The sequence below is a fragment of the Halobacillus shinanisalinarum genome (assembly GCF_022919835.1).
Lineage (GTDB): Bacteria > Bacillota > Bacilli > Bacillales > Halobacillaceae > Halobacillus_A > Halobacillus_A shinanisalinarum.
Window position 1 is genome coordinate 3,828,901 of record NZ_CP095074.1, and the last position, 22,254, is coordinate 3,851,154.

A 22,254-nucleotide genomic window follows, 5' to 3' on the forward strand; every position below is an offset into this window, starting at 1 on the left:
AAGATGCATCAGATTGAAATATGGGTGCGATTTTGTGAAACTGATTTACTAGGGCATGTGAATAATAATAACTTTTTTGTTTATATGGAAGACGCCAGAATCCGTTTTTTTAATGATCTGGGGTTAGTAAAAGAGGATTGGAATTTTATTCTTGCCTCCATTAAATGTGACTTTTTAAAACAAGTCTATTTTAACCAAACTCTTGTCATTAAGAGTGGTGTAGCTAAAATTGGCAATTCAAGTTTTCACTTGGAGCAGGAAATGTATGAAAAGGAATCAGGAGAGCTTGTAGCCAAAGGATCCAGTGTGATTGTTCAGTTTGACTTTGAACAGCAAAAGAGTGCTTCCTTAACAGTTGATATGAGAAAGCAGCTGGAAACTTATCAAATGGCAGCTAATTAGGAGGTATCCTTATCGTGCAAACTAAAGATACACGTGAAGTTCGTAAAGGAGAAGAGCTCGATGTAGGAAAAATCGAACCTTTTTTACGTAGTGAGGTTGCGAATCTACCAGACGAGGAACTCGAAGTAAGACAATTTGGGGCAGGACATTCCAACTTAACCTATGAGCTCACCATCGGAGACTGGGAGGCTGTGTTGCGCCGTCCACCAATAGGACCCGTTGCACCAAAAGCCCATGATATGGAACGAGAATATCGAGTTTTAAAAGCGATTCATCCGGTATTTCCGCTAGCTCCAAAGCCATATGTATTTGAACGAGGTGAATTGCTTGGAAGCCCCTTCTTTGTTATGGAACGACGCCGTGGATTGACTTTTGACACTAAATTTCCTGATGGGGTGACACCGACACCTGAATTAGGTCGAACCCTTTCTAACACCATGGTTGATCGATTAGTTGACTTGCATGCTATCGATTATACAACGACCGATCTGAAAAATATGGTAAAGCCAGAAGGGTTTATGGAGCGGCAAATTCACGGATGGATTAAGCGTTATGAGAAGGCACGTACAGATGATGTTGTCAGTGGTAAGCGATTGAAAAAATGGTTGGTTGACCATATTCCTGCCTCTAGTCAAGCGTCAATTATTCATTACGACTATAAATTAAACAATGCGATGTTTGATGACCAAGCGAATATGGTAGGTCTATTCGATTGGGAAATGACCACAGTTGGGGACCCACTTGCTGACCTTGGGGCTGCGATGAGCTACTGGATTGAAAAGGATGACCCTGAGCTTCTAAAAACCGGACTTGGTAAAAAGCCGCTTACTGTACACAAGGGTTTTTACACCCGGGAAGAATTCATAGAGAAGTATGCGGAGAGAAGCGGTAGAGACCTTGACAATATCAATGTGTACGTAACCTTTGCTTATTTCAAACTTGCCGGGATCATTCAACAAATTTATTACCGCTACAAAAATGGACAAACAAATGACCCGAGGTTTGCCAATATGAACATGTTTGTCAATAACTTAATTAAACATGCAGAAGAAACGGCTGGATTGTAAGCATGAGCGATATTCAAGTTATTTTTAAGAAGGAAGATATTCAACCGGACATGATGAAAGGGAAAGTAGCCGTTGTCTTTGATGTTCTGTTTGCGACATCAACAATCACAGCAGCCCTTGCTGATGGAGCGGCCTCAGTCATTGCTGTATACGATCAAGCCCAGGCTCGTGAAAAAGCGAAGTCGCTGCATGAGCCTTATGTGTTAGCAGGTGAAGACAAAGGGAGGACAATCGAGGGCTTCGAGCATCCCTTGCGCAGCTTTTTACAGCCTATTGTAGCGGGAAAACACCTCGTTTTATCGACTACGAATGGAACGGTTGCCCTCAATCGTTCAAGTCAGGCCGATTCACTATATGCCTCTTCTCTATTAAACAATCGGGCAATGGCGCGTCACTTAGCAAGCGAACACAAAGACGATACGATTGTTCTCGTTTGCTCAGGTACGAGTGGGCATTATACGATGGAGGATTTTTATGGGGCAGGTAGTCTAGTTTCTTTTCTAGTAGAGGAAGGGGATTTTGAACTTTCGGATGCGGCTAGAACTGCGCTGCTATTCTATCAAGGATGTGCAGCTCCGTTTGAAACGCTCCGCTCCACTAGAATTGGACGAATTCTTGTTGATCTAGGCATGGATGAAAAAGAAATTCAATTTATAGCACAGGAAGGCTTGTTATCTACAATAGCAAAATATGATCCTGAAAGCGGGAAAATTAAGGGGGTGCAGTGAATGTATTCTGTTGAAAACAGTGTTAAGGTGGAGGTTTTTTAATTATCGATATAGCACCGAAAACGATCTTTACACCTGAAGATCGAAGTGAAGAGCATAAGATGATTGCTGACACGGCTCGACAATTTATTTCCCGGGAAATACTCCCATACAGAAAGGAGCTGGAAGCAGGGAATTTTCCACTAGTAGCGGAAAAAATCAGAAAGGCCGGAGTTGGGATTATTAATCAGAGCAAGAAACACTGATGAAGCTGGCCGACCTCGCGATTGCGATCTATGCAAGCGAATCAGCCATGCTTCGTACCCTTAAAGCTATTCAGGTATCTGATAGAGAAGTAGACTTGAAAGCTCAGCTCGCGTATGCAATGGGCGAAGAGGCAGCGGGGGATGTACATCAGGGATCAACCTCACTCCTGTCGAACCTTCTTAAGGGAGAAGAGCGGGCAAAAGTACTAGGGAACATAGCGGGTTTGCTAAGCAGCTATCAATGGGAAGATACGTTTGAAAGAAATCGTGCCATTGTGATGTGATAATTGAGAAAAAGCATTATATATCTTAATAAGGAGCTGATCGTTTTGCAAAATTTGAGTAATGATCATTTAAGTGTATCGTTGAATGGACCGGTGCTTTCTTGCGTGTTAAACAGACCTGACAGTTTGAATGCGTTCTCGGATGAAATGATTACTGGGCTGCAGGAAGCACTTAGTGAAGCGGAACATAATGCGGAGGTCAAGGTCGTTGTGTTGTCTGGTGCCGGCCGTTCTTTTTCAGCAGGCGGCGACGTCAAAAACATGGGCAAGGCGACAGCGAACCATCTTTATGAACATGTGGGGGAGTTAAATAAACTCATTCTTATGATTAAGGATCTTGCAAAGCCTGTAGTTGCGGTCGTACATGGTTATGCAGCAGGAGCGGGGTTCAACTTAGCGCTGGCTTGTGATCAAATCATCGCTGCTGAAGACAGTAAGTTCGTGTTAAGCTTTGCTCAGGTAGGACTTGTCTCAGATGGAGGCGGACATTACTTCCTAGCGAAAATCCTTGGTCCTTACCGCGCGAAGGAGCTTTTATTTAGAGCTGAGCCTATCCCAGTAGAAACGGCAGCAGAATGGGGATTGGTTAACCGTGTTATGCCGCTTACTGAGTTGGAAGAGGGAGCAATGAATTATGCTTTAGAGTTAGCTAAAGGACCTGTACAGGCGCTTGGGATGATGAAAAAACTCGTTGATCAAGCCGATCAATCGGACTTAGCGACGATCCTTGAACAAGAGCGGTTAACGCAAACGATGATGGCACAAACAGACGATCATAAAGAAGGAATCCAGGCTTTCAAGGATAAGCGTAAGCCTGTCTTTGTAGGAAGGTAAGGTGATTTAAATGCAGGTTGTTCAATTTACAGAATATGGAGGACCTGAGGTATTACGAAGCGCTGAGGTAGAACAACCGAAGCCCGGATCTGGTGAAGTCTTGATTAAGGTCACAGCTATTGGTGTGAACTATGCAGACACAGCGAGGCGGCAAGGTGCCTATGTGATACCGACCCCACTTCCTTTTATTCCAGGAGCTGAAGTGGCTGGGATAATCGAAGAAATTGGGGGAGATGTCGATCGCTTTCAAGTTGGCGATCGGATTGTCACGCTAATTGGATCGGGTGGATATGCGGAATATGTAGTAGCTAAAGCCAATGCGCTTATTTCATTACCAGATGATTGTGATGATGAAACGGCTGCAGCTTTACCTCTTCAAGGGTTGACTGCCTATCATTTATTAACGACGATGGGTCGCCTTGAAAAAGGGGAGACGGTATTGGTTCACGCTGGAGCCGGAGGTGTAGGGTCGCTAGCCGTTCAGCTGGCGAAACATTTTGGTGCTGGAAAGATCATTGCCACGGCAAGCACAGATGAAAAGTTAGCTGTAGCTAAAAAATTAGGTGCGGACTATGGCGTGAACTACACGAAAGCGAACTGGTCTGACGAAGTTATGAAGGTGACGAGTGACAAGGGTGTAGATGTAGCCCTTGAGATGGCAGGCGGGGACATTTTTCACGAAACGGTTCAGTGTATGCAGTCGTTTGGGCGTATCGTCGTATATGGGGTCGCAAGCGGCAATCCAGCCAAAATGTATCCATCAGGACTCATGAATCGAAACCTATCAGTAATTGGGTTCTTTTTACCAGAGATCATGAAGAAGCCAATCTTATTCGAGAAAAGCTTGGAAGAACTCCTTCAATTAGTCAACAATGGAAAGTTAAAGTTGACGATTGGCGGTGTGTACAATTTAGATGACGCGGCACAGGTACATGAATCATTGCAAGCGCGAAAAACGAAAGGGAAGTTAATACTAAAACCTTAATTTTTAGAAGTCGTCTATAGTAGGCGGCTTTTTGCTTTGGAATGACCACTAATACCGATTGAGAGTCCCGCAAAAAACGCGGCCCTCATATATTGAGAGAGCCGCATATCATACATTTACTTATTCATATACTCATCTACTTCCCACTGACTGACTTGGAGGGAGTAGGTGTTCCATTCCTCTTCTTTTTCTTCAAGATAAACCTTTGAAGTATGATCCCCTAATGCTTTCATCAGCACTTCGTCTTTCTTCAGTGCTTTAATGGCTTCTTTTAAGTTTGTTGGAAGAGTAGGAACGCTATCGTCGCTTACTTCGTATAGGTTGCGTGTTTCCGCTTCTCCTGGATCCATATTTTTACGGATACCTTCAAGTCCTGCTTGAATGAGCACGGCAAGGGTTAAATATGGATTTGCTGTTGGGTCTGGGTTACGAACCTCAAATCTTGTTCCCATCCCGCGTGTCATCGGAACACGGATCATACAACTACGATTAGAGTGGGACCAGGCAACACTTACAGGTGCTTCATATCCAGGGACCAGACGCTTATAGGAGTTCACATTCGGGTTTGTAATAGCGGCGATCCCATTCGCGTGGTGAAGAATGCCAGCCATAAAGTGTTTCATTGTATCAGAAATTTCATCTTCAGAATGTTGATCATAGAAGGCACTGTCGCCATCAGCAAATAGAGAAAGGTGACAGTGCATACCTGAACCGTTCCCGCCGGTAATAGGCTTCGGCATAAAGGTCGCATGATAATCATGGTTTGTGGCGACATCTTTTACAACGTTTTTAAACGTTTGAATATTGTCTGCTGTCTTTAACATATCATCGAAGCGGAAGTTAATTTCATGTTGCCCCTCAGCGACTTCGTGGTGAGAAGCTTCCATTTCAAAGCCGAATTTTTTAAGCGTGCGGACAATATCCCGGCGCACTTTATCGCCTTTATCTTTTGGAGAAGCATCGAAGTATCCGGCACGATCATTCATCTTACGAACAGGGTACCCCTCTTCATTCAATTTAAATAGAAAGAATTCAGGCTCTGGACCAACATTTACTGTGTAGCCTAAATCCTTTGCTTCCTTCATCGCTCTCTTCAATATATACCTAGGGTCTCCGTCAAACGGCTCCCCATCTGGTGTGTAAATGTCACAAATAAAGCGTGCGATACAATCCTCATCTACATTCTTAGGTAATACTTTAAATGTATCTAAATCAGGAACTAGATACATGTCACTCTCCTGTATTTCTGAAAAACCTGAAATGGAAGAGCTGTCGAACATAGCTTCATCATTTAGTACACTTTCTATTTCTTCAATCGGCAGTTCCACATTCTTTGTATCGCCTAGCATATCAGTAAATTCTAGTCGAATAAATTCTACCTTTTCATCATTAACGATCTGTTTGATATTCTCTTTCGTGTAATTCAATATTACTCCTCACCTTTTTGGATAATTTTTGTCAGTGTCTTTGTTATCATACCTAAATTTAGATTCCCATCTCGTTTGATTATTAAACCATGGAATATTATGGGGGGCTTATTTATTAAGAAATGTAGGAAATTGTATAGATTACGAAAAATCCCATAAACTATTTTTAATCTAATTACAAAATTAAATTCAAACTTACAATGCTTGTTCTTGTTCCCTGTTATGTCTCTGGTAATAGTACTGTTCTAGTTTGTATGATTATTGATGGTGTTATTGATATAGGTCTTTGATTGAGTTCAAGCAGTTAATAGGCCCACCCCAGCGAAACATGGCCTTAATCATTTTTTTAAAAGGAATTTTCGAAAGGAATACGAGGAGGGATAACTTTGAAAAGCGTTCACCACCCTAAATTAACTTCGGCTGAAGTTTCAAATCTTTGGACAACATTTCATGCTAGTACAATGATTAAATGCGGCTTAACATATTTTCTAGCTACGGTTGAGGACCCGGACATTCAATCGGTTTTGGAATACACCTTAGAATTTACCGAAAAACGAATACAGACGATCACACGAATCTTTCAGGAAGAAAAATATCCTGTTCCGGTAGGGTTTACAGATGACGACGTTAATAAAGAAGCACCACGTTTGTTTTCCGATGCTTTGATTTTACTGTATATGTTGAATATGGGAAGGTTAAGTTTGACGGGGGAAAGCATTCTTTATGGTGTTTCGGCAAGAGATGATATAGCGGCGTTTTACTATCAATGCTTGGAGGAAATGAAGGAACTTACCAATAGAGCAAGAAAAGTTGCCTTAGATAAAGGAGTATTATTACGGTATCCCTACCTCCCGACACCGCAACGTGTAGATTTTGTTAAAGATCAAAGTTTTCTCACAGGATGGCTTGGTGAACGTCGTCCCTTACTTGGTATTGAGATTACGAATCTCGTTTTTAATGCTGAAAGAAATGCACTTGGTGAGGCTGTTATTATTGGATTTAGCCAAGCAGTGGAATCTAAAGAAATTGCAAAATACATGAAAAGAGGTAAGCAAATCTCTGCGAAGCATTTTAAGGTTTTTAGTTCAGTATTACACGAAGAAAACCTCTCATCAGCAAAAAATTTAACCTCAGAAGTAACAGACTCTACTGTACCCCCTTTTTCAGATAAACTTATGATGTTTCATATTAGCGGACTCGTAGCTTCGGGAATCGCCCAATATGGTACGACTATGTCGACGAGCCCGAGACGGGATTTAGGATTACTGTACGCACGTTTGACATCGGAGATTGCCATGTACTCGGAAGATGGAGCTAATATAATGATAAACAAGGGTTGGATGGAGCAACCACCGCAAGCTGCTGACCGAGGAGAATTGGTGAAGAAAAAGTGATGGAGAAGTGACATCTTCTAACCTTATCGTATCTCCCCGTAAAGTAGAAGAATGTTTATTTTCTCCTAGCTGTGGTAAATAGTATAAAAAGACATGTAAAGGGGTGGGAGAAATGCCTTGGGATACTACAGATTATCCGAGCTCATTACAAAGTCTAGATCAGGTTGTTAGAAAGAAAGCGATCGATATAGCAAATGCAATGGTTGATGAGGGATACGATGAAGGACGTGCAATTCCAATTGCCACAGAGCAAGCGAAGGAATGGCATGATAATGCATCTCAAGATGAAATAAAGGAAATGAACAATAAAAGTGATTATGATTTGCGCAGCAGAGGGGAAGGAAATGGTTATCCGAGCCGCCCGGAACTGTTAGATAAGGGGGAACATGTCGTTTCTCACGAAGATGGCTGGGCCGTCCAAGCTGAGGATGCTAAGCAGCCTTCTGATGTGTTCGATAATAAACAGGATGCGGTAGAACGGGCTAAAGAAGTGGCGAAAAATAAAGGGACAAGAATGATTATTCATCGAAAAGACGGGAGCATTCAGGACCAAACGTCTTATAATGAATAAATAGGATTTGTAGTATATACCCCCAATTATTGCTTCTGCTATTCTAAGGAAACATGATATGATAGGTTGAAGAATAGTTTGGAGGTTTAAAAAATGAACGGACAACAACGAAAAGATATTAAGCCTGGCCTAGAGGTTGATATTGTTTTGAAAAAGGATCAACGTAGTGGAAATTTAACTAGAGGTGTTGTGAAGGATCTACTAACGAAATCTCCTAGCCATCCTCACGGCATTAAAGTGCGTCTTGCGGATGGGCAAGTGGGAAGAGTAAAAAGCATATATGAAAAATAAAAAAACGCCCCGTATCCTATTTTTGTTAGCAAAAGGATACGGGGCGTTTTTCAATCATTACTACTGTGATCTAGCAAAATCCTCGTATGGAATTTCTACAGTAAAGAAATCGCCATCTTGATCTTCTGTAGCAGCAATGACTGTATAGTTGTCGCCGAAAACTTTCTTCATCGCAAAATCTCCGCTATCAAATGGCTGACCAAGGGAGAAGCCCGTATTTAAGATTGTGTGTCGGTTTTCTTCTGACAGGTTAGCGATTTCCTTCAAAATAACCATTGGCCTGAAGTTGGAATTATCATAGCTATCTTCAATTTGATCACAATCTACTTCTACTGTGACCAATTTTGAGGCTTTCCCTAACATTTCCTCTATAAGCTCTTTAAATTCACTTAGATCTAATAAATAATGCACATCTTCTGGTAAAAGTTTATTAAGGTATTTATAATCAGACATTATTTTCCTCCTCCAATACATAAGTATATATTACCATATAAATAATTAAATAAACACATAAATATTGGAAAAGCGGGACAGACCGTCGTCTGTCCCGCTTTATTATGAATAAGAAAGCATTATTTTAAGCTTTCCTCCATTATACATCGGATTAATGAAAAAAATAATTTTCGTTGATTGCTTGCGTTTCCATTGCAAGTTGTTATGAACCCCTATTGCCGCGGTCCATTCTACATGGTAGTTTTTATCAACTTAAACGACGCAATCCCTACCTCTATTGCATCCTTACAGCTCCGAAGCTGATCCAGTGTGATTAAGTCGTGATAAAACGTAGCAGAATGCCAGTTTCATACACATCACTCTTTCATTGTTCCGAGTTACCTTTAGCGAAGGCACTAATATAATACTATAATACGGTTTGTGTGATTTGTCAATAACAGGTTTCTGCTTTTTAAAAAACTACCATATTTTTATCCTAGCTTAACAATTGTTCGTCCACGAGTCTTCCCTTTTAAGATACTTGTTAATGTTTCAGGTACCTGATCTAACGAAATTTCTACTTTTATTTTTTCGAATGCATCGGTTGTCTTTAAATCGTCAGCCAAACGGGACCAAATTTCTTTTCTTGTATTCATCGGGCAATAGACAGAATCAACTCCTAAGAGGTTTATACCCCGAAGGATAAATGGATAAACCTGTGTTGGTACATCCGTTCCTGCTGTTAATCCGCTCACAGCCGCTGCCCCGTTGTATTTTAATTGGGTTAAAAGGGAAGCGAGTGGTTCGCCGCCGACGGGATCAACGGCAGCGATCCATCGTTGTTTTCCCAGGGATCTAACCTTTCCGTCATATACTTCTTCCCGAGAAAGTACTCGTGCGGCTCCTAAATCCAGTAGGTAGTTCTTATGTTCTTTACTGCCTGTACTGGCTTCAACTTCATAACCACGCTTAGCGAGCATAGCCACTGCCATGCTGCCGACTCCTCCGGTTGCACCTGTAACTAAGACAGAACCGTCACCCGGAGTCAATCCGTTTTTCTCTAATTTATGGACAGATAATGCTGCGGTAAAGCCTGCTGTTCCATAAATCATTGATTCCTCAAGTGTTATACCATCTGGAAGAGGAACAACCCAGTCGCCAGGTACTGAAGCATATTCACTGTAACCACCATGGTGGGACACACCTATTTCATAGCTAGTAGCGATAACGGCATCGCCCTCATGGAAACGGTCATCCTTTGATTCGGCAACGATTCCGGCTAAATCAATTCCTGGGATAATAGGATAACCCTTTACCATCGGGTTACCCGGTGATGAAACCATTCCGTCTTTATAGTTTACACTTGAATAATGTACCTGAATGAGTACATCGCTTGCAGGAAGCTCCCTTGTAGATATGGTTTTTATCTCGGCATTCGTTTTGCCATTTTCCATTTGATCAATATAGTACGCTTTAAATTCAGTCAAAGGAGATCGCCTCATTTATTTTTAAAATCTTCGTCATACTTTTTTTCAGAGGAAGAATCATTTTTTGACTTCTCTCCTCGTTTGGCATCACGTTCATCCTGTTTGAGGTCTTCTTCAGGGATGTCGTCATCTATAAGCTGTTCCTTTTTTACTTTCTCTTTAAAATTTTCGCTGTCTTGGTCAGTTTTTTTATTACGCGCAGGCATTTTTTCACCTCCATAACTTTTATGTTCCTTTTTTCTCTAATTTTTAAACCAAAAAACGATCAACTATTTAAGAACAGTTGACCGTTAGGATTCTTTCTCGCGCATTTCTTCAGTGTTGCTACTATTGCCGAATCGCTTTTTGAATTTTTGTACGACAGGCAGTTGGATAAGGTAGTCAATAACTGTGCTAATGATCAGCCCATGGATGATGACCCCTAATATAGTAAAAATAACGATAATGACCTGACCGATTGTCGTTTGGGGCTCAAATCCTGTTTTTCCGAAAAAGGTCAGGGCTGTCAATGTGCTTAAAAAAGCCTCATTATAGCTTGTCAATTTATCTTCATATAGGTTTAATGGAATGATTAACAAAAAAATCAAAAAGAACGTGGTTCCCGCCACTAGCGAAAGGTGCTGGCGCTGTAGGAAACGGATCAGCGGTTTGGTATAGTATTTTGTAATTGATTTAAGCCTAAGTAAATGAAGGATTCGAGCAAATCTAGCAAATTGAAAGGCGGCATCTAAAGGAATCGCAGCTATAACAATAAACGGATTCCTTTTAACAAATGACCATTTACGATCACTTGTGAACAGTCGATAGAGGAAATCTATAAAAAATATGCTCCAGGTTATCCATACGAGATAACTATCATATCGTGTTTGTTGCCAGATGGTTGCAACAGATAATGTAGCCAGACCTACCATTAGAAGTTCATAGACTGTCCTAGTGGGCTTGCGTTTAAATAGCTTCACGTCTTCGCTCTCCTCCTAAGGTATTTCTGTCTCCTATTATATCATGAGGAAGGCTTTACTTAATAACGATGCATATTATAGAGGATGTCCAAAAAGTCACCAAATGATAAACGGCGAATTCCTTCGTTGCTCGGTTTTTCCGGTTCTCACGTAGGAAAGGCATACGCTGTGGTCCTCAAAACTTTCACGCCTCGAACTTCTTGTTTCTCATTCGTCAACTTTTTATATGAAAATGGGTTTTGACGCAAAAAAGCACCCTCCCTAAAATGGAAGTCTCCATAAGAATGGTCCGGTACTTATCTAAATGTACATTCTAAAAGGAAACGATCAGCATTTTCTCTGGATGATAGATAGACTTTGAATGCAAAATGAGGATAGTCGTACAGGGGACCTTCTTATATTTAATTAGTTGACTGTGGTGGCGGAAGTTCTCGGGAGTTAGGTTCCTAAATATACTATGATTGTAAAAAAAGATGCAGAAACCTTTTTATACCAAGGTACGATTATTTTCTATCAATCTAGACATTATGATATGATCGAAACAAGAAATAAAAAAGGAGTCGTTTGCCATTGAGAGGTCTATTTATTCGAGCCGTGTGGACATTGTTCTTTGGCGGAGTTATGATTTCTTTAATTTATACGCTAATAGAACTCCAAGAACGGAATTCTCATATATATTACGTGGAAGATAAAAATCCGCCGTCTGAATTGCACCCAGCTGTTGAGCAAGGAAAAAAACATTTAGTTGCACAGGCATCCGAACGTGGGATTGATGTGGTGATAACGGAGGGAGTAAGGACGAAACAGGAGCAAGAGCGCCTATATGAACAAGGCCGTTCAACAGAAGGTGATATTGTAACCTATGCCTCAGGAGGGCAGTCTTATCACAATTATGGACTGGCCATTGATTTTGCATTACAGCTTGATGATGGAGATGTCGTTTGGGATTTGACGCGCGATGATAACGGAAACGGTCAGGCAGATTGGATGGAAGTGGTGGAGATTGCTAAAGGCCTGGGATTTGCTTGGGGCGGTGACTGGCAATCATTTAAAGACTATCCTCACTTGCAGATGGACTTTGGATTGAGTATCCGTGAATTGCAAAGGGGAAAGCGTCCTAAACCTGAAACGTTAGCAGAAGAATAGAAGGCCCTCTAACTTAAAACTAGTGGACCTTCTATTTTATTTTTTACCGCGTTCATTTGTTATCGGTTTTAACGTAGAAGCCGTTGGTTTAGATGCCGAATACTTGTCTACTCCTATTTGTCATGGCCTCACCCAAAGAGATGTATTTGGGGGATGATAAAGAACAAGTTCGCTTGAATCGGCTTTCAAATGAAGGAAAGTCGATATACCGCATGAGAAAGCGAGCGATATTCGCCCGTACGTATACACAAAAAAGCTTGTAGAGAAAAACAAGGGGTTTCTCTACAAGCTGAGGCCCTCTAGCTTAAAACTAGAGAGCTTCTTTAATGTCTTTATGTTTTTTACGCTTTTCTTATTGCTGGTAGGCTTCGTATGGTTTAATCATCGCGTGGATGGTTTCGGTGTAGGGCATTTGAAGGTTATGCTCTTTACCAAGCCGTAATGCTCCGCCGTGGAGGTGTTCAACCTCTAGTGGCAAGCCTTTTCTGCGATCTTGATGCATAGACGAAGTTATTTCGTGTTGAAGGCCTTTTAACTGATTGAAAGCGGCTTCGACATGTTCATCAGATAACTGGATTTGGTGGGTGTTAGCTAGCTCTTTCATCTCCTCAAGTATTCTTCTTGTGACCAAAAGGGTTTGTGGGAAACTACGCACTTCGCCGATAGGCAAATTGGTGGCTGTTGTTATCCCTGAAAATGCTGAAATAAACATGTATTTCTTCCAAATATCCTCTAAGATATTCGAACTTAACGTACCGCTTAGATTAGCCTGGTTGCAAGCTAAAGCTAATTCCTCGCATATTTGTTGCTGTGAAGGGTGAAGAGGTCCGAATACTACATCGTGAAATGAACTTGAATGAACTACATGCCCTTTTTCATCAAGGGTAGCAATAATGTAAGAAAGACCACCGATCACGGCTTCTTCACCGAGTTCCTTCTGCAAAATGGGGATATGCTCCATTCCGTTTAGCACAGGGTAAACCTTTGCCCCTTTTTGAACAAGCTGTTTCAACCAGTCTAATGTCCCATGCAGGTGATACCCTTTTACAGCTAGAAAAACTAGGTCAGGGTCCTCAATTTCTTCTGGGCTTTCAGCAATGGTGAGTTCATTTACTGTGTAATCTCCCATTTCGCTATGTAATGTTAAGCCATGCTTTCTTAACTGATCAGCGCGTCCTGATCGAACTAGATTGACAACATCATGCCCAGCTTCCTCCCAGCGAGCACCGAAATATGCACCTAATGCACCTGCGCCAAGTACAACTATTTTCATATGAAACACCTCTTTATATGGATTTGTTTACCTCTCTTTAAAGAAGGAATAGAATACCGATTCATTGCAATGGATATTGTGATATGACGACTTTTAAATATCTTCTTAATGTTCACCATCCTAATTCCCCTAAACGTCTTCTTTCACACCTTATTGTTCTACTTTTAGAAAAGTCGACGTAACTAGATGACTCATGTCAACTACTTCGATAATTTGCTCATAAAGATGGGTGATCAGGTCATCCTTTTTCATTTGCTCTACGGACTTAGTATGCATCTTTTTTGAAGGGTATTCAATCTTCCCAAAGAAGACGATCTCTTCATCCTTTAATTCGAACAAATCTAAAAGTCCCATCGAACCCTGTTTTCCTGTTAATGTTTCTCCCTGATAAAGAGTGGCCTTACCAGAATAAGACCGGATGATTTCTTTCGCTTTCTTGCTTAGCTGTTTAAACAAGTCAGCTTTATCTTCTTTTACACGGAAGATATACATCAATACATAGATAGTAACCACCTCTCTCTTGAACCATTTCTTATAACAAAATTAAAAATTGTCTTTCTGCTTGGCTTTCCCAGTTTCCTGACCAGCATCAATCAGAAGAACAAGGGCTGAGGCAGTATGAAGCATCCAACCAAGTATAGGGATAGCTCCGAGGAAACTAGCCACCATTCCGACAATACTTCCAGAGCTGAATTGTGAATCTCTAATTGAGAGGATGAGTGTAATGGTGTGAAGGATGAACATGACTAAGAGTGCTGTCCAACCTGTACTTAACACAAATGCTCCCCTGCAAGCGGGATGGCGAGTAAACCTTCGCCGACCCCTGTGACCCACTTCATTAATGTTGTTCGCTGCATAATTGATCCTCTTTTCCTTTTTGTTGTAAATGTATCTCTCTGTTTATTATCTCATTAGAATATTCTTTTATAAAAAAATATGTTCATTCCTTATGTAAAATTAATTCGACATGATATGATTAAATCCTTTTATTTTAGACTAAAAAAAGCTGTCCAACGAAGGGCAGCTTTTCTAGAGGTTATTTGTTATTTTCTTGTCACTGCGCCGCTTGTCTTATGCGTACGGGGCTAAACGGGCTTTTCCGCTTTTCTGTATTACTTAGTAGCTTTTTGGAGTTTTTGGATCATTTTCAGGGAGCGACCTGTTCCGATGGCTACGGATTCTAGTGGTGATGGGGCCATGTGAACAGGGACAACGATGACATCAGATAACCATTCTTGCATACCTTTAAGCAATGAACCTCCGCCGGTTAGAATTACGCCATGATCGACGATGTCACCACTTAATTCTGGAGGACACTCTTCTAAAGTAGCACGAATGGTTTCTAGAATTTGTTCTAATATTTCTTTAAGAGCCCCTTGTATTTCAGTAGATGAAAGTTCGATGGTTTTAGGTAGTCCTGTCACCATATCTCTTCCACGTACATCCATTTTTTCTTCTGGGTGGTCGCCTTGGGCATAGCCGATTTCCATTTTGATTAGTTCAGCGGTTCGTTCACCAATTAAAATGTTGTAGGCTTTACGGACATATTGGATAATTTCTTCATCCATCACATCTCCGCCTGTACGAATGGAGCGAGATGATACAACACCACCGAAGGAAATGATCGCCACTTCTGTAGTTCCTCCACCAATGTCTACGATGACGTTCGCAATAGGTTCATCAACAGGGAGGTCGGCGCCTATAGCAGCTGCGATAGGCTCTTCAATAAGGTGGACGGCTTTTGCACCATAGCTCTTCACTGCATTATGAATCGCTCTTCTTTCCACAGAAGTTGAACCGGAAGGTGTACAAATGACAACGGTCGGTTTGCGCATGGACATTCCGGATTTCTTAGCTACTTTTTTTAATAATTCCTTAAGCATTTGTGCAGTCATATCATAGTCAGCGATCACACCATCTCTGAGCGGGCGCACAGGGATAATATTCCTTGGTGTCTTACCAACCATTTCCTTAGCTTCTTTCCCGACGGCCACAACATTTTTGGTTTCTGTGTCATAGGCGACAACAGAGGGCTCATTTAATAGAATACCTTTGGCTTTTGAGTAGATTAATATATTAGCTGTTCCCAGATCGATTCCAATTTCAGCATTTGATAACATGTAGACGTACCTCCATAAGATGACAGATTCTCATATAATTCTTCTTTCATTTTAAGTTTTTTTTGGGGGTCTTACAATAGGAATTTAATGGGGTCCTTTGAAGGTAGTCGTTTAGACCCCAGGACGTGTATAATAAAGGTAATGTTAGTTGAAGGGGTTTTTTCCTAATGGAAAGGTATTTAAAACATCAAGAGATTATAGATAAATCAAAAAAAATTAACGATTCCTATGCACTAGATCAGCAATTTTTTGATGAAATTGTTGATCAGCTATTAGATAGTCAACTAGAGTCGGAGAATGTAATTTTAACCGGTTTTCAACGTTTGTTAGGCGAGATAGATCAAGAAATAGGTCGGATGGAGCAATTTTCTGAAATGACTCCGAACTGCTTCAAAGGTTGTGCCTTCTGCTGCTATTTTCCTATTGTTTTAAGTAAAATGGAAGCCAAAATGATGTTTCGTTTGATCGATCAATTTTCGGAAGATAGAAGACAAGAGATTTATAACCATTGGGACCGTTATTATGAACAATACAAGAACAAGCTGAATCTGGCACTGTCTATGGACCATACTGACGATGACACTAAGCTGGCTTATAAAAAACTTAACCTCCCTTGCCCGATGCTTGACCCGGAGACACAAGCATGTATGGCGTATGAAGTTAGGCCGATCGCATGTCGTACTTATTTAAATTACTCGGATCCAAAGGTCTGTGCTGAGAATCATCTTCCAAAAGAGCCTTTCAGCTATGAATTTTTATATGATTTGTATTTCGGCGCCATCAATGAATTAATTCAAGCATTGTATGAAAATGGGGAAGATGTACTTGTCGATTACCCCAGTGATGTGTGGAGTTATGATTATTTGCCTGCATGGGTAGAAAAGTGGAGAGAGGGGACATTGCATGAGCTATAAATTGCTTTCTTTGAATGTTGGACGTCCAGAAACTTATACAACCGATAAAGGAGAACTAACGAGTGCCTATCGAAAAAAGCCTATGACTGAACCGGCTTATTTAAACTTTTTACATTTTGCTGGTGATGAACAAGCAGATAAAAAACACCATGGTGGACCTGATCAAGCAGTTTGTCTTTATCCAGCACAGCATTACCGTCATTTTGAAAAGGTGTACGAGCTGAATTTTCCTTATCCTTCTTTTGGTGAAAATATAACTGTAGAAGGTATTGATGAGTGGGGGGTGAATATTGGTGATGTGTATTCGTTGGGGGAAGCGGAAGTGCAGGTTACCAAGCCGCGGAAGCCGTGTTATATCATTGCTCGTACTCATGGGATTGATGATTTCCCTGGTCGTTTAACGAAAACGGGATTTACAGGATTTTATTTGCGTGTACTGAAGGAAGGGAGTGTTGCTCAAGGAGATGTCTTGCGTTTGAAGCGAGCTAATCCAGCAAGGGTAACAGTAGCTGAAGTGAATGAAGTTAAGTTTGCAGATAAATATAATAAGGAAAAAATCTCTCGAATTGTGCAGGTAGATGCTCTCGCTGAGGACTTGCGTCAATCTCTTCAAAAGCGCTTGTAACAAGGGAGGAGGAATTACCATGGATTTTGGCCATATCATTGAAGAGAAAATTAAACAGTCGATCGCACGTGGGGACTTCGATCATCTTCCAGGGAAAGGGAAACCATTGTCAAAGGATGAACTTGCTCATGTTCCGGATGATATGCGAAACAGCTATCGAATCTTAAAAAATGCCAATATGCTTCCAGAAGAAATGCAGATGAAGAAAGAGATCGTTCAACTGGAGGATTTGCTCGCTGATTGCCATGATCCTAAACAACAATCTTGTTATAAGCAACAGCTTTCCGAGAAACGTATACGGTTTAATCTTTTAATGGAGAAAAGAAAGTGGCAGCAATCGGGCGCATACCGGCAATATCAGGGAAGTATTGACCGTAAGCTGGGATTTTAGCAATAGACAGATGATCAGGACATGCGAATGAATAGTAGTAAAACCTGAATGAAGCGACTGGCTTCATTCAGGTTTTTTCATGAAAGTTTAACGCCTTGATATGTAGGCAGTCGATTCTTCATCATAGTAAAGGCGCGTGTTCGGTATTGGTCAAGACGCTTACATTTTTGCTTATTTATTGTAGGGATTCGGCAATTTTATTCGTCTATTAGTAAAAGGGTCAGGAGAGAGGAGGGGCGGACATTACTGATGAACAATTGATTAAAAAAATATTAGCAGGAAACCAGCAAGCAGCGCGAGTCATTATTGAACGGTATAAAGCCCATGTTTTTAAAGTGGCTTATAGTGTTATCCGTGACCGTGAAAAAGCTGAAGATATTGCGCAAGAGACATTTATTAAGATGATGGATGCCCTCCCTTCCTACCGCGGACCCGGATTTAAAACATGGCTAAGTAAAATTGCTTTTAGAAAAGCAATTGATGAGCAAAGGAAGGATAAGCGAAGGCCAGAGGACCCTGTTTCACTGGACTTTGACAGGGCGTCTTTTTATGACGAAAGCATTGAGCAGTACGTAATAGCAAAAGAGAAGCAGAAGAGCATCCGGGTAGCCATCGAGGCGCTTCCTAAAAACTACCGTGATGTCGTTAAAGCCTATTACATAGATGAACAAAGTTACCAAGAGATCGGTAAACGCTTTGACTTGGCGGAGAAAACAGTGGAAATGAAGTTGTATCGAGCGCGTAAGTGGATGAAGAAAAATTGGCGGGAGGAGGATTTTACATGAAACATGTAGCACAGGAAGTTCTTCAAATGTATCTTGCAAACGAACTTAGCGATGGCGAGCGAATCGAGGTGGAGGATCACCTGGACGAATGTGAGCATTGTTTTCATAGATATATGACAAGCCTTCACTTATTTGACCCCGACTTTTTGATGTCTCCCTCCTTTACTGAGGACACAATGAATGAGATTCGTAAAAAAACCCCTGCACAAGGGAAGCAGAATAAAACATTTATCCATTATGCGATTGCCGCAGGGTTGACGATTGTCTTGATGGGAAGCGGTGTATTTCAGTATGTTTTTACAGTGTTTGACGAAGAACAATTTCACAACGGACCATCCATTACCGAGAAAATGATGGAAGGAACGGACCGTTGGATGACAGAAACTGAAAGGGGAATGGGTAATGAATAAATCGCCAATTTTAGCTTTTTTCTTAGCTTTTATACCTGGTTTTGGACATATGTATTTGGGTAGGGCTGTCCGAGGGATATTGTACCCGCTTATTTTTTTCGCAGCTCTCGGACTGGGCTTTATAGTGTTTGTTTTCGAACCATACAATGATCCTGCGATCTTGTTCCTGCTTGCGTTAGCTTTTTTAGTTTGGGGAGCAAATATGCTTGATATTACACTTACACTTTTGCATAGAAATAAGCATACAGGAGGGAAGGAGGCAACATCATTAACGGCTACAGTACAAGCAGGCAATTCAATTCAGAATGAGCGCTTTTTTACCATTCTTTTATCCTTCCTTCCGGGTGTGGGGCATTTCCAGCTCGGATTAAAACAAAGGGGGCTTACGTTCTTAGCGATTTATTTAGGTGCTGGGATGATGATTATCTTCGTCACTTTTCTTACGAGTCAAGCAGGATTCCTATTATTTCTCCCAGCTCTGTTAATCATTTGGGTTTATAACTTGTTTGATGTCATTCAATCGTTAAATAAAAAGCAGGCTGGATATGAATTAGAGGATCGTCCGCTTATGGATGACTGGAACGAGCTGCGTAAGGCAGGGCATAGAAACAATATGTTAACCATCGTATTAGCGATTTTTCCAGGTGCAGGTCATTTATATCTTGGTTTACAAAAACGTGGGATTCAGCTGATGGTATTCTTTTTATTATCCATCTATATTTTAGATGTTCTCAGGTTATCAGTCTTTCTGTTTTTAATTCCGATTATTTGGTTTTTTAGTTTTTTTGATGCTCTTCAACAAATGAACCGTGTGCAGCAAGGAGAAGTGAATGATCAACCCATTGTGAAAAATTTCCTTCAACAAAAACGGAAGCTTGGAGCTGTATTACTTGTTTTAGGAGGGTATTATTTTGCGGATTCTGTCTTATTGCCGGCTTTTGCTGATCAAATAAGCAGGGTATTTCATATAGATATCTGGTATTACTATCAACGATATTTTCAGGTGGGATTAGTCAGCTTATTGCTTATGGGTGGGGGACTTTATCTTCTAACAAGCAAACGTTCGAAGGAGAATGTTGAGGAAGTGTAAACAAAAAAGTGACTATTTTAAAAATATATGCCCGATTTAAATGAGGTATTTGCGTATTTAACTTGTTTTATGCATGATTTCAAGTGATATATGCACGATTTAAGGCCATATATGCGTATTTGTATAAATACGCCCCTTCAGCGGCAGGTTCTCATTGTAGTAGTCTTTTTTCCTGTATTGTATAATGTATACTTAGAATAAGAACGTTAGCGGAGGCTAAAAGCGATGCTGAATTCCAGCCAGAAGGTAATACAGCTCTTAAACGTGTTAGAAGAGCAACAAAAGTTGACACCATCCTCCCGTCAAGTTATAGAGGAGATCAAGTCCATTATTCAGAACAGCGATATTTTACAAAAAGCAGTGCCATCGCTCATAGTAGATGAGCAAGGTTTGATCCAAGAAATGAGCGATGCTTTTTGTCACTTCACACAAAAAAGCCGAACCGAATTAATAGGTTCTTCTCTACTTTCTCTACTGGTCAAGGATAAAAGTGGAATAGTAAGAGGGGACTTTCCTGTATTTAAAGGAGAAGGGACTTGGCGAGAGGAACTATGTTTTAAGACATCCTGTGGGGAAGAACGGTGGCTCAAGACGACGAGTGTAGCAATGCCCCATTTCGTTAATGAAAATGTAGTATTCATACTTGGTCAGGAAGTAACGGATTCAAAGCTGCCTTATTCATTTGATTATGAACAAGATGATTACACGAGAACGATCAACGCGTTAATTAACTTAGTGTTTAAAGTAAGGTATAATCCATCTTTAAAAGACTTCTTCTTCGTAATGTTTGAGGGTAAGCTTGCCCGTGAAATCGAGCTGACTACTGATTACGTACAAGATAAAAGTCTTGATGAGCTATTTGGTGAAAAACAAGCAGCCTTTTATCGAAATCAGTATGGTCAGGCTTTTAAAGGAAAATCTGTCTCCTATAAAAATACATACAAAAATCGAATTTTCTATACAACTTTGTCCCCAGTAGAAATTGAAGGAGAGATTGTCGAAGTTATAGGGAGTGCGGTGGAAATAACGATGTATGAAAATGCAGAATCCCGTATCCGTCATATGGCTTATCATGACCCATTAACAGATCTTCCTAACCGGCGTAAGCTTCAAACAGACCTTGAGCAATATATTGATCTGTCTAAGCAAACAGAACCGATGACGATCATGTCTTGTGACTTAGATCGGTTCAAGTATGTCAATGATGCAATGGGACATGTTGCGGGAGATCAAGTGATTAAAATGATGACCGAAAGAATTCGCTCGTGCTTAGACGATGATGCGATCTTGTATCGTCTTGGTGGAGATGAATTTGTCATAGCTATCAGAAACGGGCCAGGCACTTATAAAACAAACCAGATCGGTGAGAAGATCTTAGAACAAGTCTGCAGGCCAATTGACTTAATGGGAAAAAAAGTTTTTATAACGATGAGTATTGGTGTGTCCACATATCCAAATGATGGGGGTACATCACAGGAATTGATGGGTAAAGCTGATATTGCGGTGCATTATTGCAAAATGAGGGCAGGAACAGTATTCTTTTTTATACGAAAGGAATGAACCGTTCTTACAACCAACTGGTTTCTCTTGAAGGAGACTTACGTGAGGCTATTAGTAAAGACCAACTTAGCCTGCATTATCAGCCTAAGGTAGACGTGGAGTCTGGGTATATCAACGGCCTGGAAGCACTGGTGAGGTGGAAACACCCAGCGAAGGGAGTTATTTCTCCTAATGAATTCATCCCATTAGCGGAAGAAACGGGTTTGATAACACGGATTGATGAATGGGTCCTTTACGAAGCTTGCCGACAGAATCAGGAATGGATCGAGTTAGGCTATGCACCTGAACGAATAGCAGTAAATGTATCCGCAAGTGAAATTCAAAAAGATGATTTTGCCTATAAAGTTCAGCGGATCCTTGCGATTACAGGATTAGCCCCAGAATATTTAGAGATAGAAGTGACAGAAAATAGCGTGATGCAGCACACCGAAGATTGTATACGAACGATGCAGTATTTAAAGTCAATGGGTGTGTCGCTTGCGATTGATGATTTTGGGACAGGTTATTCTTCATTAAGTTATTTAAGGCAGTTTCCTATTCACTATCTAAAAATAGATCAAACATTTACGAAAGATGTCCTTACAGATCCTAGTGATGCAGAAATTGTTAAAGCTATGATCAGGCTTGCTGATGCTTTCAAATTAGGAGTGGTAGCTGAAGGAGTGGAGAGTGAAGAAGTCCTTGCCTTTTTAAAAGAGAACCAATGCCAATTTTATCAGGGCTACTATTTTAGCCGGCCGCTTCCTCCAGAAGAAATCGTGCACCTGTTAACGAAACAATCTGTATATAAACCAAAAGAAAACCCGCGATCCAGTTAATCATTGGATGGCGGGT

28 protein-coding genes are annotated in these 22,254 nt (G+C 40.9%); 19 read left to right on the forward strand and 9 right to left on the reverse strand.

Going from position 1 to position 22,254, the window contains the following annotated elements; translation table 11 throughout:
• Window positions 1-3 precede the first annotated feature (3 nt).
• The 7 genes from MUO14_RS18875 (at window position 4) to MUO14_RS18900 (ending at window position 4,545) form a co-directional block, all read left to right on the forward strand.
• Window positions 4-402 (forward strand): acyl-CoA thioesterase, encoded by a 399-nt coding sequence (locus tag MUO14_RS18875; protein WP_244752102.1) that lies wholly within the window; start codon window positions 4-6, stop codon window positions 400-402.
• Between the two features lie 11 nt (window positions 403-413).
• Entirely contained in the window at window positions 414-1,469 is a 1,056-nt protein-coding gene (locus MUO14_RS18880; RefSeq protein WP_244755677.1) for a phosphotransferase family protein, read from the forward strand.
• Window positions 1,470-1,471: 2 nt separating this feature from the next.
• Entirely contained in the window at window positions 1,472-2,197 is a 726-nt protein-coding gene (locus tag MUO14_RS18885; RefSeq protein ID WP_244752103.1) for a 2-phosphosulfolactate phosphatase, read from the forward strand.
• A 65-nt stretch (window positions 2,198-2,262) separates the two neighbouring features.
• Window positions 2,263-2,442, forward strand: coding sequence for an acyl-CoA dehydrogenase family protein (locus MUO14_RS24870; protein ID WP_396265856.1), 180 nt, complete (start codon window positions 2,263-2,265; stop codon window positions 2,440-2,442).
• Window positions 2,442-2,726: a hypothetical protein gene (locus tag MUO14_RS18890; RefSeq protein WP_244752104.1), complete on the forward strand. Its 285-nt coding sequence runs from the start codon at window positions 2,442-2,444 to the stop codon at window positions 2,724-2,726. Before MUO14_RS24870 ends, MUO14_RS18890 begins: the two co-directional genes overlap by 1 nt.
• 54 nt (window positions 2,727-2,780) lie before the next feature.
• Window positions 2,781-3,560, forward strand: a complete 780-nt coding sequence (locus MUO14_RS18895; RefSeq protein WP_244755678.1) for an enoyl-CoA hydratase/isomerase family protein — start codon at window positions 2,781-2,783, stop codon at window positions 3,558-3,560.
• Between the two features lie 10 nt (window positions 3,561-3,570).
• Window positions 3,571-4,545 carry a quinone oxidoreductase family protein gene (locus MUO14_RS18900; RefSeq protein ID WP_244752105.1) on the forward strand — a complete coding sequence of 325 codons (975 nt, stop codon included), beginning with the start codon at window positions 3,571-3,573 and terminating at the stop codon, window positions 4,543-4,545.
• A 116-nt stretch (window positions 4,546-4,661) separates the two neighbouring features.
• On the opposite strand, the gene glnA is transcribed toward MUO14_RS18900, so the two are convergent.
• Window positions 4,662-5,972 carry a type I glutamate--ammonia ligase gene (glnA, locus tag MUO14_RS18905; protein WP_244752106.1) on the reverse strand — a complete coding sequence of 437 codons (1,311 nt, stop codon included), beginning with the start codon at window positions 5,970-5,972 and terminating at the stop codon, window positions 4,662-4,664.
• A gap of 386 nt (window positions 5,973-6,358) precedes the next feature.
• Between glnA and MUO14_RS18910 the strand changes: the two genes are divergently transcribed.
• The 3 genes from MUO14_RS18910 (at window position 6,359) to MUO14_RS18920 (ending at window position 8,228) form a co-directional block, all read left to right on the forward strand.
• Complete coding sequence (locus MUO14_RS18910) at window positions 6,359-7,366, forward strand: DUF3231 family protein (RefSeq protein WP_244752107.1); 1,008 nt, start codon at window positions 6,359-6,361, stop codon at window positions 7,364-7,366.
• Between the two features lie 112 nt (window positions 7,367-7,478).
• The gene (locus tag MUO14_RS18915; RefSeq protein ID WP_244752108.1) at window positions 7,479-7,937 is read left to right on the forward strand and encodes a DUF2188 domain-containing protein; all 459 of its coding nucleotides are present in this window, start codon (window positions 7,479-7,481) and stop codon (window positions 7,935-7,937) included.
• Between the two features lie 93 nt (window positions 7,938-8,030).
• On the forward strand, window positions 8,031-8,228 hold the full coding sequence (locus tag MUO14_RS18920) for a YwbE family protein (protein ID WP_244752109.1): 198 nt from the start codon (window positions 8,031-8,033) through the stop codon (window positions 8,226-8,228).
• Between the two features lie 60 nt (window positions 8,229-8,288).
• On the opposite strand, the gene MUO14_RS18925 is transcribed toward MUO14_RS18920, so the two are convergent.
• The 4 genes from MUO14_RS18925 to MUO14_RS18940 form a co-directional block, all read right to left on the reverse strand.
• Window positions 8,289-8,681, reverse strand: a complete 393-nt coding sequence (locus tag MUO14_RS18925; RefSeq protein ID WP_244752110.1) for a hypothetical protein — start codon at window positions 8,679-8,681, stop codon at window positions 8,289-8,291.
• 470 nt (window positions 8,682-9,151) lie between these two features.
• Entirely contained in the window at window positions 9,152-10,147 is a 996-nt protein-coding gene (locus MUO14_RS18930) for an acrylyl-CoA reductase family protein (RefSeq protein ID WP_244752111.1), read from the reverse strand.
• Window positions 10,148-10,158: 11 nt separating this feature from the next.
• Window positions 10,159-10,353, reverse strand: coding sequence for a hypothetical protein (locus tag MUO14_RS18935; protein WP_244752112.1), 195 nt, complete (start codon window positions 10,351-10,353; stop codon window positions 10,159-10,161).
• Window positions 10,354-10,437: 84 nt separating this feature from the next.
• Complete coding sequence (locus MUO14_RS18940) at window positions 10,438-11,106, reverse strand: hypothetical protein (protein WP_244752113.1); 669 nt, start codon at window positions 11,104-11,106, stop codon at window positions 10,438-10,440.
• A 621-nt stretch (window positions 11,107-11,727) separates the two neighbouring features.
• On the opposite strand from MUO14_RS18940, the gene MUO14_RS18945 reads away from it, so the two are divergent.
• Complete coding sequence (locus MUO14_RS18945) at window positions 11,728-12,252, forward strand: M15 family metallopeptidase (protein WP_244755680.1); 525 nt, start codon at window positions 11,728-11,730, stop codon at window positions 12,250-12,252.
• Window positions 12,253-12,604: 352 nt separating this feature from the next.
• Here MUO14_RS18945 and MUO14_RS18950 read toward each other — a convergent pair whose 3' ends face one another.
• The 4 genes from MUO14_RS18950 to mreBH form a co-directional block, all read right to left on the reverse strand.
• Window positions 12,605-13,525, reverse strand: coding sequence for a ketopantoate reductase family protein (locus MUO14_RS18950; protein WP_244752114.1), 921 nt, complete (start codon window positions 13,523-13,525; stop codon window positions 12,605-12,607).
• A gap of 150 nt (window positions 13,526-13,675) precedes the next feature.
• Entirely contained in the window at window positions 13,676-14,017 is a 342-nt protein-coding gene (locus tag MUO14_RS18955) for a DUF1428 family protein (protein ID WP_244755681.1), read from the reverse strand.
• A 51-nt stretch (window positions 14,018-14,068) separates the two neighbouring features.
• Window positions 14,069-14,302: a hypothetical protein gene (locus MUO14_RS18960; protein WP_244752115.1), complete on the reverse strand. Its 234-nt coding sequence runs from the start codon at window positions 14,300-14,302 to the stop codon at window positions 14,069-14,071.
• A gap of 335 nt (window positions 14,303-14,637) precedes the next feature.
• Window positions 14,638-15,645: a rod-share determining protein MreBH gene (mreBH, locus tag MUO14_RS18965; protein WP_244752116.1), complete on the reverse strand. Its 1,008-nt coding sequence runs from the start codon at window positions 15,643-15,645 to the stop codon at window positions 14,638-14,640.
• A gap of 167 nt (window positions 15,646-15,812) precedes the next feature.
• Between mreBH and MUO14_RS18970 the strand changes: the two genes are divergently transcribed.
• The 8 genes from MUO14_RS18970 to MUO14_RS19005 all read left to right on the forward strand — a co-directional run bounded on the left by MUO14_RS18970 (window position 15,813) and on the right by MUO14_RS19005 (window position 22,238).
• Window positions 15,813-16,559: a YkgJ family cysteine cluster protein gene (locus MUO14_RS18970; protein ID WP_244752117.1), complete on the forward strand. Its 747-nt coding sequence runs from the start codon at window positions 15,813-15,815 to the stop codon at window positions 16,557-16,559.
• Window positions 16,549-17,184: an MOSC domain-containing protein gene (locus MUO14_RS18975; protein WP_244752118.1), complete on the forward strand. Its 636-nt coding sequence runs from the start codon at window positions 16,549-16,551 to the stop codon at window positions 17,182-17,184. The genes MUO14_RS18970 and MUO14_RS18975 overlap by 11 nt, the downstream gene beginning before the upstream one ends.
• Before the next feature lie 19 nt (window positions 17,185-17,203).
• A complete protein-coding gene (locus tag MUO14_RS18980; protein ID WP_244752119.1) occupies window positions 17,204-17,575 on the forward strand; it encodes a DnaJ family domain-containing protein in 372 nt (123 codons plus the stop codon).
• 257 nt (window positions 17,576-17,832) lie between these two features.
• Window positions 17,833-18,360, forward strand: coding sequence for an RNA polymerase sigma factor (locus tag MUO14_RS18985; protein ID WP_244752120.1), 528 nt, complete (start codon window positions 17,833-17,835; stop codon window positions 18,358-18,360).
• Window positions 18,357-18,770: an anti-sigma factor family protein gene (locus MUO14_RS18990; RefSeq protein ID WP_244752121.1), complete on the forward strand. Its 414-nt coding sequence runs from the start codon at window positions 18,357-18,359 to the stop codon at window positions 18,768-18,770. The genes MUO14_RS18985 and MUO14_RS18990 overlap by 4 nt, the downstream gene beginning before the upstream one ends.
• Entirely contained in the window at window positions 18,763-19,860 is a 1,098-nt protein-coding gene (locus MUO14_RS18995) for a hypothetical protein (protein ID WP_244752122.1), read from the forward strand. Before MUO14_RS18990 ends, MUO14_RS18995 begins: the two co-directional genes overlap by 8 nt.
• Before the next feature lie 225 nt (window positions 19,861-20,085).
• A complete protein-coding gene (locus tag MUO14_RS19000; RefSeq protein WP_244752123.1) occupies window positions 20,086-21,420 on the forward strand; it encodes a diguanylate cyclase domain-containing protein in 1,335 nt (444 codons plus the stop codon).
• A complete protein-coding gene (locus tag MUO14_RS19005) occupies window positions 21,417-22,238 on the forward strand; it encodes a putative bifunctional diguanylate cyclase/phosphodiesterase (RefSeq protein WP_244752124.1) in 822 nt (273 codons plus the stop codon). Before MUO14_RS19000 ends, MUO14_RS19005 begins: the two co-directional genes overlap by 4 nt.
• Window positions 22,239-22,254: the final 16 nt, after the last annotated feature.

Coding starts and splice junctions, on each gene's coding strand:
- MUO14_RS18875 (WP_244752102.1), top strand. CDS start 4: ATGCATCAGATTGAAATATGGGTGCGATTTTGTGAAACTGATTTACTA.
- MUO14_RS18885 (WP_244752103.1), top strand. CDS start 1,472: ATGAGCGATATTCAAGTTATTTTTAAGAAGGAAGATATTCAACCGGAC.
- MUO14_RS18890 (WP_244752104.1), top strand. CDS start 2,442: ATGAAGCTGGCCGACCTCGCGATTGCGATCTATGCAAGCGAATCAGCC.
- MUO14_RS18900 (WP_244752105.1), top strand. CDS start 3,571: ATGCAGGTTGTTCAATTTACAGAATATGGAGGACCTGAGGTATTACGA.
- MUO14_RS18915 (WP_244752108.1), top strand. CDS start 7,479: ATGCCTTGGGATACTACAGATTATCCGAGCTCATTACAAAGTCTAGAT.
- MUO14_RS18920 (WP_244752109.1), top strand. CDS start 8,031: ATGAACGGACAACAACGAAAAGATATTAAGCCTGGCCTAGAGGTTGAT.
- MUO14_RS18925 (WP_244752110.1), bottom strand. CDS start 8,681: ATGTCTGATTATAAATACCTTAATAAACTTTTACCAGAAGATGTGCAT.
- MUO14_RS18935 (WP_244752112.1), bottom strand. CDS start 10,353: ATGCCTGCGCGTAATAAAAAAACTGACCAAGACAGCGAAAATTTTAAA.
- MUO14_RS18945 (WP_244755680.1), top strand. CDS start 11,728: ATGATTTCTTTAATTTATACGCTAATAGAACTCCAAGAACGGAATTCT.
- MUO14_RS18950 (WP_244752114.1), bottom strand. CDS start 13,525: ATGAAAATAGTTGTACTTGGCGCAGGTGCATTAGGTGCATATTTCGGT.
- MUO14_RS18955 (WP_244755681.1), bottom strand. CDS start 14,017: ATGTATATCTTCCGTGTAAAAGAAGATAAAGCTGACTTGTTTAAACAG.
- mreBH (WP_244752116.1), bottom strand. CDS start 15,645: ATGTTATCAAATGCTGAAATTGGAATCGATCTGGGAACAGCTAATATA.
- MUO14_RS18970 (WP_244752117.1), top strand. CDS start 15,813: ATGGAAAGGTATTTAAAACATCAAGAGATTATAGATAAATCAAAAAAA.
- MUO14_RS18975 (WP_244752118.1), top strand. CDS start 16,549: ATGAGCTATAAATTGCTTTCTTTGAATGTTGGACGTCCAGAAACTTAT.
- MUO14_RS18980 (WP_244752119.1), top strand. CDS start 17,204: ATGGATTTTGGCCATATCATTGAAGAGAAAATTAAACAGTCGATCGCA.
- MUO14_RS18990 (WP_244752121.1), top strand. CDS start 18,357: ATGAAACATGTAGCACAGGAAGTTCTTCAAATGTATCTTGCAAACGAA.
- MUO14_RS18995 (WP_244752122.1), top strand. CDS start 18,763: ATGAATAAATCGCCAATTTTAGCTTTTTTCTTAGCTTTTATACCTGGT.
- MUO14_RS19000 (WP_244752123.1), top strand. CDS start 20,086: ATGCTGAATTCCAGCCAGAAGGTAATACAGCTCTTAAACGTGTTAGAA.
- MUO14_RS19005 (WP_244752124.1), top strand. CDS start 21,417: ATGAACCGTTCTTACAACCAACTGGTTTCTCTTGAAGGAGACTTACGT.